This is a genomic window from Anaerococcus provencensis, assembly GCF_000312365.2.
GTDB classification, from domain to species: domain Bacteria; phylum Bacillota; class Clostridia; order Tissierellales; family Peptoniphilaceae; genus Anaerococcus; species Anaerococcus provencensis.
This window is the reverse complement of record NZ_HG003687.1, coordinates 1-16881: the sequence shown is the minus strand read 5'-3', so window position 1 is coordinate 16881 and position 16881 is coordinate 1. Positions and strand designations below refer to the sequence as shown.

Annotated in this window: 16 protein-coding genes; all 16 read right to left on the bottom strand. The window is 36.7% G+C overall.

The genetic code is table 11. The annotated features are described in order from the left end of the window. Positions 1–163: 163 nt before the first annotated feature. The 16 genes from BN38_RS07555 to BN38_RS07480 all read right to left on the bottom strand — a co-directional run bounded on the left by BN38_RS07555 (position 164) and on the right by BN38_RS07480 (position 16265). Positions 164–1486: an ISL3 family transposase gene (locus BN38_RS07555; protein WP_044566510.1), complete on the bottom strand. Its 1323-nt coding sequence runs from the start codon at positions 1484–1486 to the stop codon at positions 164–166. 241 nt (positions 1487–1727) lie between these two features. Next, positions 1728–3368 (bottom strand): mercury(II) reductase, encoded by a 1641-nt coding sequence (gene merA / locus BN38_RS07550; RefSeq protein ID WP_044566508.1) that lies wholly within the window; start codon positions 3366–3368, stop codon positions 1728–1730. Positions 3369–3392: 24 nt separating this feature from the next. Further along, the gene (gene merR / locus BN38_RS07545) at positions 3393–3785 is read right to left on the bottom strand and encodes an Hg(II)-responsive transcriptional regulator (RefSeq protein WP_020220203.1); all 393 of its coding nucleotides are present in this window, start codon (positions 3783–3785) and stop codon (positions 3393–3395) included. 667 nt (positions 3786–4452) lie between these two features. Beyond that, positions 4453–5985, bottom strand: coding sequence for a glutamine-hydrolyzing GMP synthase (guaA, locus tag BN38_RS07540; protein ID WP_044566503.1), 1533 nt, complete (start codon positions 5983–5985; stop codon positions 4453–4455). Between the two features lie 19 nt (positions 5986–6004). Then, the gene (locus BN38_RS07535) at positions 6005–6823 is read right to left on the bottom strand and encodes a pyruvate, water dikinase regulatory protein (RefSeq protein WP_044566501.1); all 819 of its coding nucleotides are present in this window, start codon (positions 6821–6823) and stop codon (positions 6005–6007) included. A 9-nt stretch (positions 6824–6832) separates the two neighbouring features. Beyond that, positions 6833–8896 (bottom strand): glycine--tRNA ligase subunit beta, encoded by a 2064-nt coding sequence (gene glyS, locus BN38_RS07530; protein WP_044566861.1) that lies wholly within the window; start codon positions 8894–8896, stop codon positions 6833–6835. After that, positions 8889–9773, bottom strand: coding sequence for a glycine--tRNA ligase subunit alpha (gene glyQ, locus BN38_RS07525; protein ID WP_044566499.1), 885 nt, complete (start codon positions 9771–9773; stop codon positions 8889–8891). Before glyQ ends, glyS begins: the two co-directional genes overlap by 8 nt. A gap of 1 nt (position 9774) precedes the next feature. Continuing rightward, entirely contained in the window at positions 9775–10581 is an 807-nt protein-coding gene (gene recO, locus BN38_RS07520) for a DNA repair protein RecO (protein ID WP_326544533.1), read from the bottom strand. After that, entirely contained in the window at positions 10526–11407 is an 882-nt protein-coding gene (gene era, locus BN38_RS07515) for a GTPase Era (protein ID WP_044566497.1), read from the bottom strand. The genes recO and era overlap by 56 nt, the downstream gene beginning before the upstream one ends. After that, complete coding sequence (gene cdd, locus BN38_RS07510; RefSeq protein ID WP_044566495.1) at positions 11404–11805, bottom strand: cytidine deaminase; 402 nt, start codon at positions 11803–11805, stop codon at positions 11404–11406. The genes era and cdd overlap by 4 nt, the downstream gene beginning before the upstream one ends. Continuing rightward, on the bottom strand, positions 11802–12647 hold the full coding sequence (locus BN38_RS07505) for a diacylglycerol kinase (protein WP_044566493.1): 846 nt from the start codon (positions 12645–12647) through the stop codon (positions 11802–11804). Before BN38_RS07505 ends, cdd begins: the two co-directional genes overlap by 4 nt. Continuing rightward, positions 12640–13089: an rRNA maturation RNase YbeY gene (gene ybeY / locus BN38_RS07500; RefSeq protein ID WP_044566491.1), complete on the bottom strand. Its 450-nt coding sequence runs from the start codon at positions 13087–13089 to the stop codon at positions 12640–12642. Before ybeY ends, BN38_RS07505 begins: the two co-directional genes overlap by 8 nt. A 12-nt stretch (positions 13090–13101) precedes the next feature. Beyond that, on the bottom strand, positions 13102–14058 hold the full coding sequence (locus BN38_RS07495) for a PhoH family protein (RefSeq protein WP_049944475.1): 957 nt from the start codon (positions 14056–14058) through the stop codon (positions 13102–13104). Between the two features lie 80 nt (positions 14059–14138). Further along, the gene (locus BN38_RS07490; protein WP_044566486.1) at positions 14139–14702 is read right to left on the bottom strand and encodes a hypothetical protein; all 564 of its coding nucleotides are present in this window, start codon (positions 14700–14702) and stop codon (positions 14139–14141) included. Beyond that, positions 14695–15642, bottom strand: a complete 948-nt coding sequence (gene floA, locus BN38_RS07485) for a flotillin-like protein FloA (protein ID WP_044566485.1) — start codon at positions 15640–15642, stop codon at positions 14695–14697. The genes BN38_RS07490 and floA overlap by 8 nt, the downstream gene beginning before the upstream one ends. Then, positions 15630–16265 (bottom strand): NfeD family protein, encoded by a 636-nt coding sequence (locus BN38_RS07480; protein WP_044566483.1) that lies wholly within the window; start codon positions 16263–16265, stop codon positions 15630–15632. Before BN38_RS07480 ends, floA begins: the two co-directional genes overlap by 13 nt. Between the last annotated feature and the right edge of the window lie 616 nt (positions 16266–16881).

Genomic DNA, 16881 nt, shown 5'->3' with positions numbered 1-16881 from the left:
CTACGGATTATTTTAATTCAAATTTTTCCACTACACTACTTTACGCTATAATTAGAACACTTTAATAGACCTAATGGTGTTCAATTATATCTCCATTTCGTTTCATTACAAAGTTTTCGGTTAAAATAATCCTGGGTATTCGGATTTCATGGTGGAAAAGGGCTTATAAATCACCCTTCTCCAAATTCTTAATAAGTGTGGAAAAATCGACACCAAAGTTGTCTGTAATGTCGTGATCATTCACTTCATACCAATTGAAAGTATCGTATAACATAGCTTTATTGAAAGCACTTGAATTAAATCGTGGCTTACGCTTTTTATGGAGCTTCTCATTGAAAAGGATTTTGGCTCGTAAGGCATCAAACGAGTAACCTCTACCCATTCGCTCTACCTGCCTAATAATGCTGTTAATTGACTCCGTATAAGCGTTAGTGAGCCTTTTATCAAAGTAGTTGAATATTTCGACATGCCAGTTGTCTACGGCTCTCACGAGGTCTTTATATGCGTCTTTAGAGTTACTGGACATACAACGGTGTCTCCATTGACTATAACGAAGACGACCTTCATCTGGATCAGGAGTATCCCATATCCAGTAAAACTCTTCTTTGAGTTCATAGGCTTCTTTTAAAGCAGGAAGATTACCTAACCAAGTATCTAAGAGGAATGATTCACGTTCATTTAGATCGTGTTTACGCTTTAGAAGGATAAACCTTTCACGCATAAGGGTACGTCTTTCTTTTTGGCTAATATGGGCTTTCAAAGACTTTCTGACGTTATCTAAGGCTTGATTAGCCATTCTAACTACATGAAACTTATCTACGACAACTTTAGCGTGTGGAAGGATAGTGTTCACTGCGTCTTTGTAAGGCTTCCACATATCCATTGTGACGTACTCAATATAAGTCCTGTCACTGATTTCTGAAAGACGTTGGATGACTGTTTCCTTGTCACGGTTTGGCTTGATGTCATAAATAGTCCTGCGTTCAATATTAGTCAATACAAGCCGAGGTCTACGGATAATATGTATCTCGTCTATCCCAAGCCACTTAGGAGTTTCAAACTGGTATTCACGTTCTTTGAGTGCCACATAGTCCTTAAAAACGTTCCTAATAGTTTTCTCGTCAACACCAACGCTTTCTGCGACTTCTACAAAGGTCTTAGACATGGATTGCTCTTGAATGGACTTTAAAAGCCTTTTGGTCATACTACGCTTTTCATCTACAGATATTAGGCGTTCCCAGAAGGTAGATCCGCATTCACGACACTTGTATCGTCTACGGTTCAATTGTAAGCCCACTCGCTTTAAACGAATGGGCAAATCCATAATTAGTTGATTTCTTGAACTGTGTTTGTACAACTTGTCAAAACCACATTCAGGACAACGTTCAGGTGGTCCGACTGCTTCAACTTTAAACATCATATCGGTTTCATTTTCTTGTGGTGGTTCTATTGTTTTAATGTCTGGTAGGGATAATAAGTCTGACATATTGTTCATCCTTTATTACTCTGCGGTGTTAAGGTATCAATTATAGATTTGATGTCGAAATCATTAGTGTTAAATTATTTTTGTGACCACAAATGCACTTAGAAAATCCCTTAAAGCATTTATATAATGGGTGATCGCAAAATAGTGTATGAAATCTTTTGTAGACTTTGCTAAACTACTGCACACCTTTAGTACAGTATTAGCTGGTTCACTTGAATAGGGAGTTGTAAAAAAAGTTCCCTTAGCCTGCACAACAAGATAATTTCGAAACATCTTTATCGAACGTAAGTGCAGCTAATTTTAGCCCTTCAGCCATTGTTAAATATGGTGCTAGGGTTTCTGTTAAATCTTCTATCGTTAAGCCAAATTTAACAGCTAATGATGCTGCATAGATGACATCTCCTGCATTCTCAGATATAATATGAACCCCTAATACTTTTAGTGTTTCTGCATCTGCTACTAGTTTAAATACACCGGTTGTTTCACGGTTTACAATTGCTCTTGGAACAGCATCTAAAGGTAATACAGATGTCTTCACATCATACCCTTTCTCTTTTGCTTGTTCTTCTGTTAAACCAACCGTTGCAACCGTCGGATTCGTAAACGTAACAGCAGGAACTACCGATAAATCTATTTTTTTGTTTAATCCACCGATAGCATTATCAGTAATAATTCCACCTTCATAGGCTGCTACATATACAAATTGCGGTCCTAACGTCACATCTCCTGCTGCATAAATCTTTTCATTACTTGTTTGACCAAAATCATTGATCAGGATTTCATTATTTTTTCCAGTTTCAACACCTGCTGCACTTAAATTTAAAGAATCCGTATTTGGTTTTCTTCCAGTGGCAACAAGTAACTGATCTGATTCAATAACTTCTTTACTGCCATTTACTGTTACGTAAACCTTTTTTATCTCTCCACTTTGTACAACACGCTCAAAAGTTGCCCCTTTGACAAGGTTTATACCCTGTTCAATTAACGCTTTTTCAACTGACTCTGAAATCTCAGGATCATACTCCTTTAAAAGTCGCTCACTTCTTTGCATAAGCGTTATTTCTGAACCTAAATGATGAAATAGTTGTCCAAGCTCCATTCCAATGTATCCTGAACCAATTATAGTTAATCGTTTTGGTATTTTCTTTAATTCAAGAAGTGTTGTACTAGTTAAATAGTCCGTTTCTTCAAGTCCTGAAATTTGGGGCAATGAAGGAGATGCACCTGTTGCAATTAAAAAGCGTTTTGCAGATAACTTTGCCCCATTGACCTCAACCGTACTAGCATCAACGAATTTTGCTTCACCTTTAATTAAATCAAAATTATATTCATCAATTAAATCCACATATTTTTGATTACGAAGTTCGCTCACCAATTTATCCTTTTGCGTGATTAAACTAGCTAAATCCACTTCTCCAGCGGATGTTTGTAAACCTATAAACGGGTTGTCTTTTGATAAATGATTGATTTCCCCTGCCCTAAGAAGAGTTTTTGACGGAACACAGCCAATATTCACACAGGTTCCCCCAACCGTTCCACGCTCAATCATTCCAACTTTTGCACCGTATTCTATAGCTTTAATTGCCGATGAAAAGGCAGCAGCACCAGAACCAATAATAAGAAGGTCATAATTGTCTTCATTACTTAACGCCACGATTTCTAGTGATGATACTTCTTCAATTTCTCTGGCTTTGTAATTTGCTTCATCAATCGCCTTTATTGCACTTTCAACCTCAATATCATTAGGTAGTTCAAATACTGCTTCACCACGACGAAAACTAGACTCAATATTTTTAGCACCTATCTTTTCAAGTGCTGATTCAACGTGTTTTTCACAACCCGCACAGGTCATTCCTTGAATGTTTACCTTAAATTTATTCATAATAAATCCCCTTTCGTTAATCTCTCATGTTAATGTTTCTATTATTGGACACGAATGTAATTGCTTTTCATCTGGACATCGTTGTTTTAAGTCGTCTAACATAGTTTCAATTCGTTTTAAATCCTCTATTTGTTTTTGAACTTCCATTTGTTTTTTAGAAACAAATTCGAACATATCTTGACAACGAACTTCATCTTTATCTACAACACCAAGTAATTTATAAATCTCGTTTAAAGAAAATCCAAGTTCCTGTATTCGTTTAATAAACCCAACACGCTTAACGTCATCATATGAATATATCCTATAACCAGCTTCCGTTCGGTGAGGTTCTTGTAGTAAATTTTTTCGCTCGTAATATCTAATCGTTTCTTTATTAACGCCACATTTTTCTGCAAACTCACTAATACGGTAAATCATCTTATTTCACCCCCATGAATATTATAAACCGTGTACCATAGTACGCGGTCAAGTAAATTGGACTATTTTATTTTTCCCCAACGTATCACTCGTATGTGATTGATGCTTTTATATAATACTATTGATTGTCCTAACATCCCACCAGAAAATCCGATTTAAACACCAGTTGTTTTTAAACTATTAAGAAAGTAATTCCACTATATATTCCGAAGACCCATAATCCTACAATATAAATAACAACTCTCTAAACTTCTAATTCCAACGTGGATTATACGGCAAGAGTTAATTCAAAAATCTCCTTCATTACACTTCATTTCATACAAAATAAAGCACTATGAGATAAAATATAACACGCTTTATTTATTATTCCATTACGTTTCATTACAGATATTTTTTCGGTTAACACTTGCCTACGACCTACCGATTATCTATATAAAGATAAGGCGCCCTTTGATATTTGACAAAATGAGTAGGCGATTATACTCATATTTGTAAAATAACAAAAGGCGCCATAGTTAAAATCTTCGATTTTTTCATTTTTATTTTGTAACCTAATTATTTGGCAGGGTTTTGGAAGGGAACTATATTAATTTTAACTTAATTTCATTAATTTATACTTTTAAAACCGTTGAAAATTGGAGTTCCCCATTCAAATTAAGTTAGTATATTATTCCCATTCGATAGTTCCAGGTGGTTTGGATGTTATATCATACACTACTCTGCCGACTCCGGCTACTTCGTTTATCATTCTGCTTGAAAGGGTTTGGAGTAGGTCGAATGGTAGGTTAGATGCTTCTACTGTCATGGCGTCGGTGGATTCTACTGCTCTGATTGCTATGACGTTTTCGTAGGCTCTGGCGTCTCCTTTTACTCCTACTGTTTTGATTGGTGTCCATACTGTGAAGTATTGCCAGATGTCTTCGTTAAGGCCTGCGTTTTTGACTTCTTCTCTAAGTATTGCGTCTGTTTCTCTTACTATTTCTAGTTTTTCTTCTGTTATGTCGCCCATTACTCTAATTCCAAGGCCTGGTCCTGGGAATGGTTGGCGCCATACCATGTCGTGTGGGACTCCTATTGTTTCACCAAGGGCTCTTACTTCGTCTTTGAAGAGGTCTCTTAGTGGTTCTACTAGTCCTTCAAATAGCATATCTTCTGGTAAACCGCCTACGTTGTGGTGGCTTTTTATGACACTTGCTTTGTCTTTGCCAGATTCTATGACGTCTGGGTAGATTGTTCCTTGGACTAGGTATTTGGCATCACCAAATTCTTTGGCTTCTCTTTCAAATACTTCTATGAAGTGGTTGCCTATGATTTTTCTTTTTGTTTCTGGATCTTCTACTCCCTTTAGTAGGTCTAGGAATTCCTTGGCTGCGTCTACTTTTTTGACTTTTAGTCCTAAGTTTTTGTAGGTTTCCATGACTTCTTCTGCTTCGTTTTTGCGTAGGAGACCGTGGTCAACAAATATACATTGGAGATTATCGCCAATTGCTTTTGATACTATGGTTGCTGCTACTGAGGAGTCTACTCCTCCTGATAGGGCGCAAATCATCTTTTCGCCAGCGTATTTTTCTTTGATTTCTTCTATCATTTTTTGGGCGTAGTCGTCCATTTTCCATGTTTGTTCAGCCTTACAGATGTTTAGGACAAAGTTTGCTATCATGATCTTGCCGTATTCTGAGTGTACTACTTCTGGGTGGAATTGTACTGCGTAGATATTTTTGTCTTTGTTTTCCATGCCTGCTACTGGGCAGTTTAGGGTCCAAGCTGTTTTCTTAAAGCCATCTGCAAGCTTGCTGATTCTATCCCTATGGTTCATCCAAATGGTTGATTCTTGTGGAATATTCTGGAAAATACTAGAATTTTTATCTACAAATAGTGGTGTTTTGCCGTATTCGCCGTTTTTTGGTGTTTCGATTTCTCCACCAAAGTTGAAGTTGATGTATTGAAGTCCATAGCAAATGCCAAGTATTGGTACTCCTAGTTCAAATATTTTCTTATCTGCTCTAAGGCTCTGCGCATCGTTTACTGATTGTGGTCCACCTGTGAGTATTATGCCTGCAAGTCCCTCTAAGTCTAGGGAATCTATGTCTACATCACATGGGTGTAGCTCAGCGTATACTCCAAGTTCTCTGACTCTTCTTACGATTAGTTGGTCTGTTTGGCCCCCAAAGTTTAGGACAATAATTTTATTTAAGCTCATTTATACTTCCTATCTTTTTTTAATTTTCTTCGCCAAATTGTGACTTGTAATAGCTTTCGATTTCTGTTGCTGTTTGTTCTATGGTGTTGTTGGTTACATCTATGACCTTGCAATCTAAGTCTTTGAAAACTTCCTTGGCATAGGCTAGTTCAGCTTGGATTCTCTGGTCTTTGTAGTATACAGAGTTGCCTATAAGACCCAATTCCAAGGTCCTAGACTCTCTTATGTCAGCAAGTTTGTCTGGATCTATGATTAGTCCAATTATTCTTCTTGGATCAACTTCAAATATTTCTTGAGGCAGTCTGGATTCTGGAACCAAAGGCAAGTTTGAAACCTTATAGTTTTTGGTTGATAAGATCATTGTTGTTGGAGTTTTGCTAGTTCTGCTTACTCCAAGGAGAACTATATCAGATTTTAAGAATCCCCTAGGATCCTTGCCATCGTCATATTGGATGGCAAATTCTATAGCTTCTATCATTTTGAAATAATCTTGGGATAGGGCACGGGTAAGGCCTGGTACTCTGACGGCCTTTTTGCCAGTGATTTTTTCAAACTTTTCTATGCCAAAGTCCAAGATATCTAAGACTTCGATATTGTTTTTTACAGAAAGCTCTCTTAGGTATTGTGCTAGGTCATAATCTGCTATCGTTTGGACTATCAGAGAATATTCCGGAATTTCTTTGATGATTTCGTCGATTTCTTCCTCACTTCTGATATCAGGGCGCCTTATAATTCTTGTCTCAAGGTCTGGAAACTGAGTTGTTACTGATTTTAGGTAGGTGTTTGCAGTCTCACCTGTCGAGTCACTAATTATTATAATAGTTAGACAATCTTGCATACATATCTCCTATCTTACAATTTCGTTTACGTCAAATACCTTTTTTATTCTCTTGGCCAAGACGTTTAGCATAGCTAATCTTGTTGATTTCAAGGCCTCATCTTCTACATTTATCATTGTATTGTCTAGGTAGTTATTGCCAATTGCACCTGTTTTAGCAAGAAGCTCTAGTTCATTTTTGTAATCATCATTTGTTGCAAGACCATTTTCAGGAAGATTTACTATTTCTTCATAGAATTCTTTTTCCAAATCATTTTCGAGAATATTTGTGTCAATATTTGTGTCGTTAGAATTCTTAGTTAGATTAATTATTCTTGTGAAATACTCTAAATCTCTATCATTATCTTTGATAAAGTCACTTACTGCTTTGACTTTTTGGTCTATCTTTAGGATGTTGGAATCGCTTGTGTTAATCACAGCATTTACAACATCGTATCTATAGCCTTCATCAATAAGCATATTTTTTAGCCTGTCTTTGATAAAGTCTAGGGTCTTTTGCATGGTTTGGTCATAGTCAAATGCAAGACCATTTTTCTCTGTATAAACTATAAGAGCATCGTTTACTAATGCTTTTAAATCTACATTTATATTATTAGCCAGAATAATATTGATAAGTCCAAGGGCTGCTCTTCTTAGGGCAAATGGGTCTTGGCTACCTGTTACATATTTTTCTATGGCGTATAGGCCTACAATTGAGTCCATCTTGTCAGCAAGGGATAGGACTATGCCTACCATTGATTCTGGAAGATCGTCATTTGCTGATTTTGGCTTGTATTGTTCTTCTATGGCATTGGCTACTCTTTGGTCTTCTCCAGATGCTTTAGCGTAAATCTTGCCCATAGTCCCTTGTAGTTCTGTAAACTCGACTACCATTTTTGTAACTAGGTCTGCTTTTGCTAGGTAGGAGGCACGAGCTAGATCTTCTTTGATGTCATCTCCAAGATTTAGTTCTTGTTGGAATTTTTCTGTTAATTCCACTAGTCTTTGGGTCTTTTGGTACATGGAACCTAAGCCTTCAAAGAATGTTAGACTCTTCAATTCTTCTACGTATTCTTCTAAGTTTTTATTTGTATCTTGTTCGTAGAAGAACTTGGCATCTTCAAGCCTTGCCACCAATACTTTTTTGTTTCCTTCTACTACATTTTCACTGTGGTTGTCATCGCCATTTCTTACCAGCATAAAGTATGGCATAAGGTTTTTGTTTTCATCAAGCATTGGGAAATATCTTTGGTGATCTTTCATTGGTGTTACTATGACTTCCTTTGGAAGTGATAGATATTTTGGGTCGATATCTCCAATTAGGACTGTTGGATATTCTACTATGTTGATGACTTCATCAAGTAGGGCCTCATCTTTCATGTACTCCCCACCCTTTTCCATATCGTGTTTATTTAGGCCACGAAGGATGATGTCTCTTCTTTCCTTGTAAGGAAGGATTACATAGTTTTCTTTTAGTAGTTTTTCATAGTTTTCGATTTTGTCAATCACAATATGGTCAAATCCAAGGCTTCTGTGTCCTTTTGTGACATTGGATACTCTTATGCCTTCTGCATCAAAGTCTAGAATTTGATCATCTAGGATAGACACAAAGTATCTGATTGGTCTAGCCCATCTGATTGATTTGCCACCCCAGCGCATAGATCTATTAAATGATATTGATTTTACTAGGTCATAGACATTTTCTTTTAGGACATCTGCTACTGACTTGCTCTCTTCTTCTTTTTCTATGAATATATAGTCAGAACCCTTGAAATCTTTTACTATGACATCAGAAAGTTCAGCCTTTTGTCCCCTAAGAAAACCAAGTAATGGCTTAGTAGGTTCACCATTTTCATCGTAGGCAATCTTTGCACTAGGTCCTTTGACTGATATCTTCTCCTTAGACTCATTGGCATTTACATTTTCTATAAATATGGCAAATCTTCTAGGTGTTGATTCCACTCTTACTTGATCGTAAGTAAGTTTATTTTCGTCTAATAATTTTTCAAATTTTTCCTTTAGTTGACTTTTTGTCTTGTCAATATAATCTGAAGGTATCTCTTCTACACCGATTTCTAATAAGTAATTACTCATCATTATCCTTTCTTAGAAGAGGGTATCCTTGCTCTTCTCTGATTTCTAAATATCTTTGTGCAACCTTACTGCTCACATCACGCACTCTTTTGATATAGTGGCTTCTTTCAGATACTGAAATGGCTCCTTTTGCATCGAGTGTGTTAAAGGTATGGCTAGTTTTTAGGACATTGTCGTAGGCTGGATATATGAGGCCTAGGTCAATGAGTCTGTTTGCTTCCTTTTCGTAAATATCAAATAATTCCATCAAAAGATCACTATCAGCATCTTCAAATGAATACTTTGAATTCTCATACTCTGCTTGTTTGAAGACATCTCCATAGGTTAAATTCTCTGACCATTTGATGTCGTAAACACTTTCCACATTTTGTAGGTACATGCAAAGTCTTTCTAGGCCAATGGTAATCTCTCCACTTTCAATCTCGCAGTTGATACCTCCAACTTGTTGGAAATAGGTAAATTGGGTAATTTCCATACCATCTAGCCATACTTCCCAGCCAAGGCCCCAAGCTCCTAGAGTTGGTGATTCCCAGTTGTCCTCTACAAAACGGATGTCGTGTTCTTTTGGATCAATTCCTATGGTTTCTAGGCACTTAAGGTATAGGTCTTGGATATTTTCTGGTGTTGGTTTCAAGAGCACTTGGAGTTGGTGATGTTGATAGAGCCTATTTGGGTTTTCACCATAGCGGCCATCTGCTGGACGGCGGCTTGGCTCAACATAAACAACTGACCATGGTTCTGGGCCAAGAGCCCTTAGGAAGGTGTGAGGGTTCATAGTTCCTGCACCTTTTTCTGTATCGTAAGAAAACATAACCGAGCAGCCAGCTTCTATCCAATACTGTTCTAGTTTTAGTATTAAATCTTCAAAATAAAGCATATTAATTCCTTTCGAAAGCTTTCTTATACACCCAATCCATTGATGAAAATCTAGCTATTTCAAGCTTATCTAGGGTGTAGTCAATGATTAAGTTAGTCACTTTGTCCACTGATTTGACTAAGTTTACAGAAGAAAGTTCTTCTGAATTTGTATATAATAATTTTTTTAGGTAGACAAATTCTTCTTTTGTAAGAAAAATTTTATCATAAATCTGGTATTTGTCATCGGAACAAATCAAAGAGGCTTGACTATTGGAAAAATACAAGTCCTCGTTTCTAATCTGTCTCCCGCAAACACCGCAAGTTGATAGATTTGGCTTAAATCCTGAAAATGATATATATTTCAAAAGAAAGGCCAAGAAAATATTTAACTGGTTTTCTCTTGCATTTTCAAAGGCCAAAAAACTATTATCTAAGAGTCTGTAAACTACATCAATTTGAGTTTGGTCTATAGTCCTTAATAAAAGGTCTGCTATAGCCGACTTATACAATATAACATCAAAACTTTTGTTAGATTTATTGTAGGCATTGATAAGGCTAATTTCCTTAAGCCCATAAAAGTCTTTACCAGACTTATAGAGGTTAACGTTGACCTTGACAAAGCGCCTACTTGTAGCAGATGATTTGTTTTTCCCATTGATTCCCTTAGCTATTATGGAAATTTTGCCATATTCCCTGGTGAAAACTTCCAAGATTTTGCTTGTTTCCTTGTAGGGGAATTCTCTTAGGATAAAGCCTGTCACATCTGATAGGTCATTTGTAGCCAAATCTATCCACCATTTTTTCTTTTTTGCGCCAATCTTTTTCAACCTTGACCCATAGCTTTAGATTGACCTTTGAGTCTAGGAAAATCTCGATCTCTTTTCTAGCTTCCATGCCGATTTTTTTGACCATGGATCCCCCCTTGCCGATGACAATTTCCTTGTGAGAATTCCTTTCAACTATGATTGTAGCATCAATATCAATAAGTCTCTTGTTTTCTCTTTCTTTGAAATTGTCTATGCGAACGGCTATGCCATGAGGAACTTCTTCGCTTAGGTTGTTTAGAGCCTTTTCACGGATAATCTCTGATACAATAAAGCGTTCGCTCTTATCGGTTATCATATCCCTATCGTAGTAGGCTGGACCCTCATCTAGCATGGACTTGATAGTTTCTATGTAGGCCTTGATATTTTTATCCTCCAGAGCGGAAATTCCAATAATTTCATCAAACATATCCATAGCTTGGTATTTTTCTTTGATTTGGTCAAGTTCATCTTGGCTTAATAAGTCAACTTTGTTTATGACTAGGATTTTAGGCACGTGGATTCTTTCAAGCATATCGATAATCTCATTATCAAGCCTACCGATTTCTAGAGAATTGTCCACTACAAAGGTAACTATATCCGATTCTTTCAAGCTTTCTTCTGAAAATTCAAAGAGTTTTTCTTGAAGCTTGTTGGATGGGGTTTGGATACCTGGTGTGTCGATAAATATGATTTGGCTTTCCTCATCGTTATATATTATTTGTATTTTATCTCTGGTAGTTTGGGCCTTGTTGGAAATTATAGAAATCTTCTCACCCAAGATCTTGGCCATAAGGGTTGATTTGCCAACATTGGCTCTGCCTACTACTGATATAAATCCTGATTTCATATATCTTTTAAGTCCTCATTTGAAAAACTATATGGCAAAAGTTCTTCTATTGTGTATTCTTTGTAATCATCTATAGAATTTGCTATAACAATTTTGGTGTCAGAATCTGCAAATTCTCTGATAAATTGCCTGCAAACTCCACAAGGAAAAGTATCCTTGCTATCGCCATTTATAACAATATAGGAAAAGTCTCTTTGGCCATTGCTGATGGCCGCACTCATTGCTGACCTTTCGGCACAAAGACTTGGCGAATATGCAGCATTTTCAATATTTACTCCCTTATATATAGAGCCTGACTTAGTCTTTACTACTGATGAAACTCTAAAATGTGAATAGGGAGAGTAGGAGTTTTCCTTGTTGTCTAGAGCCATTTGTATTAATTTTTTAATCTCGTTCATGAAAATATCCCAAATATAGCCATAGCCATGGATGTACCAAGTATGGCTCCTCTTATTATTTCTGGTATGGAGTGAATGTCAGCCTCATACCTACTTTCTGCAACTATTACAGCAAGACCTGCAAACATTAGCCTTACTAGTGGTTCATCCACCAAAAGAATGCCTATGGTAGCAATACAAAATGCCAGCGAAGTATGTCCACTAACAAAGCCACCCTTAAAGGCTGTCCCATGTCCTTCATAGAAAACACCCTTTAAAAATATAGTAACTACTATAACCAAGGCTATGGTAATGACTGCTAAGTGTGATGGTCTTCTAGTAATTCTTACAAATACCGAATTGTAAAAGTCCAAAAACTTATCAAAAAATATCATATATGCAACAAAAAGTGCATTTAAGGCTGCTATAAATGTTGCCGCAGCTGATAGGTCCTTGCTAGCCTTGGCAAAGGACGAATACTTACCTCCGCTGGCTAGGTTTACTGCCTGCTCTATAGAAGTGTTCAAAAGTTCAAAGCCTAGGACAAAGCAAACTGCAAATACTAAGGTGATCATCTCTACCCTAGATAGGTTAAAAAATAATGATCCTACAAGAAGTATGGCTAGTATTAGCATGTGGAATTTCATATTTTTCTCATGGTTGATGGCCCAAACTAGGCCCTCGTAGGCGTAGTCAAAACCTTTTAGAAATTTTTGACCATGGGAAAGTTCTTCTTTTTCAAAATTCCTCTCATGTAATTCTTGCTGGGCAGCTTCTTTTCTATCTTCTTCTTTACGCCACTCCTCTAATATTTCATTTTTTAATTCTTCTTTTAGCAGGTCTCTGTCAGTCTTATCAGTCATTTTTGAAGACCCCCAAGATTTTCATAACTTCTTTTTCGCGGGCACGCATTTCTCTTTTCTCATCATCATTCATATGATCGTAGCCCAAAAGATGCAAGGTAGAATGGCAGGTTAGATACATAATCTCACGATCTAGGCTATGGCCAAGGTCTCTCGCTTGCTCCTTTGCCACATCCATGCAAATGACAATATCGCCAAGCATGGCATCCACACCCTCAACAATAAAGTCTGTATCCATAGGAAAAGATAGGACATCTGTTGGCCTATCTACATTCCTAAATTCCTTATTTAATTGGTGAATCTCATCTTTATCGACAAAAGTAATAGAAACTTCATAAGCCAAAGAAAGACCCTCAGTTTCAAGGACTGTTTTTATAACGCTCTCTAACTTCTCATCCATTTCTATTTTTTCATTAGTTTCATTTGTGATTAAAAGATTCATTAATTACCTACTTTATTCAGCTTCTTTGTTCTTTGCTTCAAGTTTTTTTGCTTCTCTTGCTTGGTCATCTCTGTCGTAAGCGTCGATTATCTTTTGTACAAGCGGGTGTCTTACAACATCTATTGACGAGAAGTTTTGAAAGCCTATGCCATTGATATTTTTTAATATGCGTTCGGCTGTTTTTAGTCCGCTCATCCTACCTCTTGGAAGGTCTACCTGAGTCTTATCACCTGTTATAATGGCCTTTGATCCATAGCCCAAGCGAGTCAAAAACATCTTCATTTGCTCACTTGTGGTGTTTTGGGCCTCATCTAGGATTACAAAGGCATTATCCAAAGTCCTACCTCTCATGTAAGCAAGGGGAGCTACTTCTATCATGCCTTTTTCTACAAAACCTTGGTAGGTTTCAAAGCCCAGGATTTCAAAAAGTCCGTCGTAAAGGGGTCTAAGATATGGATCAACCTTATCTTGCAAATCTCCCGGCAAGAAACCAAGGCTTTCCCCAGCTTCAACTGCAGGACGAGTCAAAATTATCCTATTGACTTCTCCCTGTTTGAAGCTTCTTACTGCCATGGCTACTGCAAGGTAGGTTTTTCCTGTACCAGCTGGACCGATGCCAAAGACAACGTCATTGTTTTTGATCTTTTCTATGTAGGCTTGTTGGCCCAAGGTCTTTGGTTTGATTGGCTTACCTGTTGCTGTTGTGATGATTGCATCATCCAAGGCTTGTTTTATCACATCCTTGTTTTCGCGTTCAAGCATATCTGCATGGTACTTTATCTTTTGAAAGTCGATAGAACCATTTTTCTTGATTTCATTTAATAGTTCTATGATTAGCTCTTTTGCAAATTCTGTGTTTATGCCTTCGCCACTTACTTCAATTCCATCGTCAGCAAGTTTTATTTTTGTATTGAAACGTTCTTCTATATATTTTCTATTGGAATCAAAATTTCCAAATAGGGTTCTTATATCATTTTGATTATCTATCTTAATATTTCTATTAATATCAATCCCTCCGATTGCTTTCTTGTCCTTCTATTATACCTTTTTTAATGATTATTTCTTTTAGAAAGTGAAGGGCCTAGAATTTCTGAGGCAAGTATTGCCTTTCTAAATGTTTCTTTGTTTTTCAAAGACTTTTTGAAGGAAGATATTTGTGCTTTCTTTTCAGCTTCTTTGACAGATTTTCTCTTGTAGCTTTCTATAGATAGCTTCTCTTCTTTTTTTCTTGCTGCATTTCTTTCAGCTCGTCTTTTTTCTTCAAGTCTCTTTCTAAGCTCTGGATTTACCGGATCTCCCTCGTTGCCCATGATAGGACTTCCTGTTATACTTCCTCTGGAATTAACCTTGCCCTCGTGGGATTTATTATCCATAAGAACTTGGTCAGACTTAGATTTTTGTGGTCTTGGGAAAATTTCTTTTAGGTCGGCATTGTCAGAAAACCTTCTATATACCGTCTTTTTGTCAGAGGACTCTAAAGATTTTTTCTTTTTCTCCTCTTCTTCAAGTTCTATTTCAACTTCTTCTTTAAATTCATTGATTGATTTCTTGGCAGAATTTAGCCAATCATCAAAGGATTTATATGTGTTTTTCTTATTGCTTTCCCTAGACATCAAAATCACCAGAATCTACATCTGATAGGCTTTCACGCATTTTGGTATCCGCATTAACATTTCTCATATTGTAATAATCCATGATACCAAGGTTGCCTTCTTCAAAGGCTTTTGCAATTGCTTCTGGTATTCTTGCTTCTGCTTCCACAACTTTAGCCTTGTTTTCTTGTTCAAGGGCAATAGCTTGGGCACGACGTTCTTCGGCTTTAGCTTGGGCAATGTTCTTGTCAGCTTCAGCTTGGTCACGTTGAAGTTCTGCACCAACGTTACGTCCCACATCCACATCTGCTATATCTATTGATAAGATTTCATAAGCAGTACCAGAATCAAGACCCTTTAGTAGAACTGTTTGGGAAATATTGTCTGGGTTTTCCAAAACTTGAGCGTGAGAATCTGCAGAACCAACTGTTGTTACAATACCTTCACCAACACGGGCTATGATTGTTTCCTCACCTGCACCACCGACAAGTCTGTCTATATTGGCACGAACTGTTACTTTGGCAATAACTTTTACTTCAATACCATTTTTTGCAACAGCTGCTATAACTGGTGTATTGATTACTTTTGGTGTTACAGAAACTTGTACAGCTTCAAAAACATTACGGCCAGCAAGATCTATTGCTGCTGCTTGCTCGAATGTTAAGTCAATATTGGCACGTTCTGCTGCTATAAGGGCATCGACAACTTGGTTGATATTACCTCCAGCAAGATAGTGACTTTCCAAATCTTCTGTTCTGATTGGTATACCTGCTTGATGGGATTTGATAAGGGCATTGACAATTAGATTAGGATTTAGCCTTCTAAAACGCATAGCAACAAGGCTTGCCATAGAAATATTAACTCCAGAAAATCTAGCTGTGATCCAAAGTCCCACTGGAACCATTGTGAAAAATACTATTAGTACGATTATTATAATTGCTGCTGGTATTATAAAGTCCATATTTTCTCCTTTACTATTATGTGGCCATCACGAATGCCAGTAACCTCAACATCTTTCTCTTTTGCGATAAAATCGGAATCGCTCTTTGCATCATAGGATATGCCATCAATCTCAACTCTACCTGTCGGTCTAAGAATAGTCTTAGATTTGCCAGTCTTGCCTATCAATTCACTATAATCTTTTTTGCTATTGAATCCTCTTTGTGCCGAGTTTTCATTCTTTAAAACAAAAGAGTCAAAAAGATTATTAGAAAAACCTAACTTGACATAAATTGTCACAGTAAGAATTATAGCAAGAGCAGATAAAACTAAAACAGCTATTCCAGTTTGGCTATTTTCATAGCTATCCATAACAGAATAGACAGTCAAAATCGCTCCAATGATACCAATAATGCCAAAACTAGGAATGAAAATCTCAAGGGCTAACAAAGAGATTCCCATAACAAAGGTAACGATAGTCATATTATCTGCTACATTGTGTATAGAATTTTGATAATAGAAAAATCCAAAAAGACCAATAGTAATTATGGCAAAAAGAATTTTCTTATCAGTAAACAAAACAGATATCAGTGAAATAACTGCCAAAATAAAACTTAAAGCAATAGTTACATCATTATTAAGCATCTTTACCACCTTCCTATATTTTATAGGTTAATTATCATATAAAACGTGAAAAATTGCAATAAAATTGATTAAATATAAGTAAATAAGGGCTGATAGATATTTTCCAAATATCTATGACTAAATTGTTTTTGATAAGGTAAATGTTTTTTATTTTATAGTATTAATGGTATTTTATCATGCTTGTCATCCTCGAGGGAATGAAATGACAGAAGGATCTTTATAAAAAATTCCAAAGAAGATATTCTTTTATTTTAAAAGTAATAAATGTCTTATATTTTATCTATAATTTAAGGCTGTACCGTTGTACCTCGGGGGATAGGAATTAGGGGTAGCGGAGACCCCTTTTTCCTTTCCCCCGATCCCCCTATACCTTCTACACCCCCACCGCCACTGCGTGGGGCAATGATTAGTAGAAGTTTGCTCCGCAAATTCTTTTGTTTAGATTGTTAATACAATATTCACTGCACCACTAAGCCTACAAATACTAAATCCATAGGCTTAGAGGTGGGAAAATTGCTTTGTTTTCAAATCGTAGAATTTCGTTAAGAAATCGCACTGTTTGAGCGTAGCGAGTTTGCGATTTTAGAAATTCAAGATTTAGAAAACACCAATTTTT

Excerpts from the sequence above, each read along its gene's own strand:
- cdd (WP_044566495.1), bottom strand. The coding sequence starts at position 11,805 with ATGAACGAGATTAAAAAATTAATACAAATGGCTCTAGACAACAAGGAA.
- glyS (WP_044566861.1), bottom strand. The coding sequence starts at position 8,896 with ATGAGTAATTACTTATTAGAAATCGGTGTAGAAGAGATACCTTCAGAT.
- BN38_RS07535 (WP_044566501.1), bottom strand. The coding sequence starts at position 6,823 with ATGCAAGATTGTCTAACTATTATAATAATTAGTGACTCGACAGGTGAG.
- glyQ (WP_044566499.1), bottom strand. The coding sequence starts at position 9,773 with ATGCTTTATTTTGAAGATTTAATACTAAAACTAGAACAGTATTGGATA.
- ybeY (WP_044566491.1), bottom strand. The coding sequence starts at position 13,089 with ATGAATCTTTTAATCACAAATGAAACTAATGAAAAAATAGAAATGGAT.
- floA (WP_044566485.1), bottom strand. The coding sequence starts at position 15,642 with ATGGACTTTATAATACCAGCAGCAATTATAATAATCGTACTAATAGTA.
- era (WP_044566497.1), bottom strand. The coding sequence starts at position 11,407 with ATGAAATCAGGATTTATATCAGTAGTAGGCAGAGCCAATGTTGGCAAA.
- merR (WP_020220203.1), bottom strand. The coding sequence starts at position 3,785 with ATGATTTACCGTATTAGTGAGTTTGCAGAAAAATGTGGCGTTAATAAA.
- BN38_RS07505 (WP_044566493.1), bottom strand. The coding sequence starts at position 12,647 with ATGACTGATAAGACTGACAGAGACCTGCTAAAAGAAGAATTAAAAAAT.
- BN38_RS07490 (WP_044566486.1), bottom strand. The coding sequence starts at position 14,702 with ATGTCTAGGGAAAGCAATAAGAAAAACACATATAAATCCTTTGATGAT.
- BN38_RS07555 (WP_044566510.1), bottom strand. The coding sequence starts at position 1,486 with ATGTCAGACTTATTATCCCTACCAGACATTAAAACAATAGAACCACCA.
- merA (WP_044566508.1), bottom strand. The coding sequence starts at position 3,368 with ATGAATAAATTTAAGGTAAACATTCAAGGAATGACCTGTGCGGGTTGT.
- BN38_RS07480 (WP_044566483.1), bottom strand. The coding sequence starts at position 16,265 with ATGCTTAATAATGATGTAACTATTGCTTTAAGTTTTATTTTGGCAGTT.
- guaA (WP_044566503.1), bottom strand. The coding sequence starts at position 5,985 with ATGAGCTTAAATAAAATTATTGTCCTAAACTTTGGGGGCCAAACAGAC.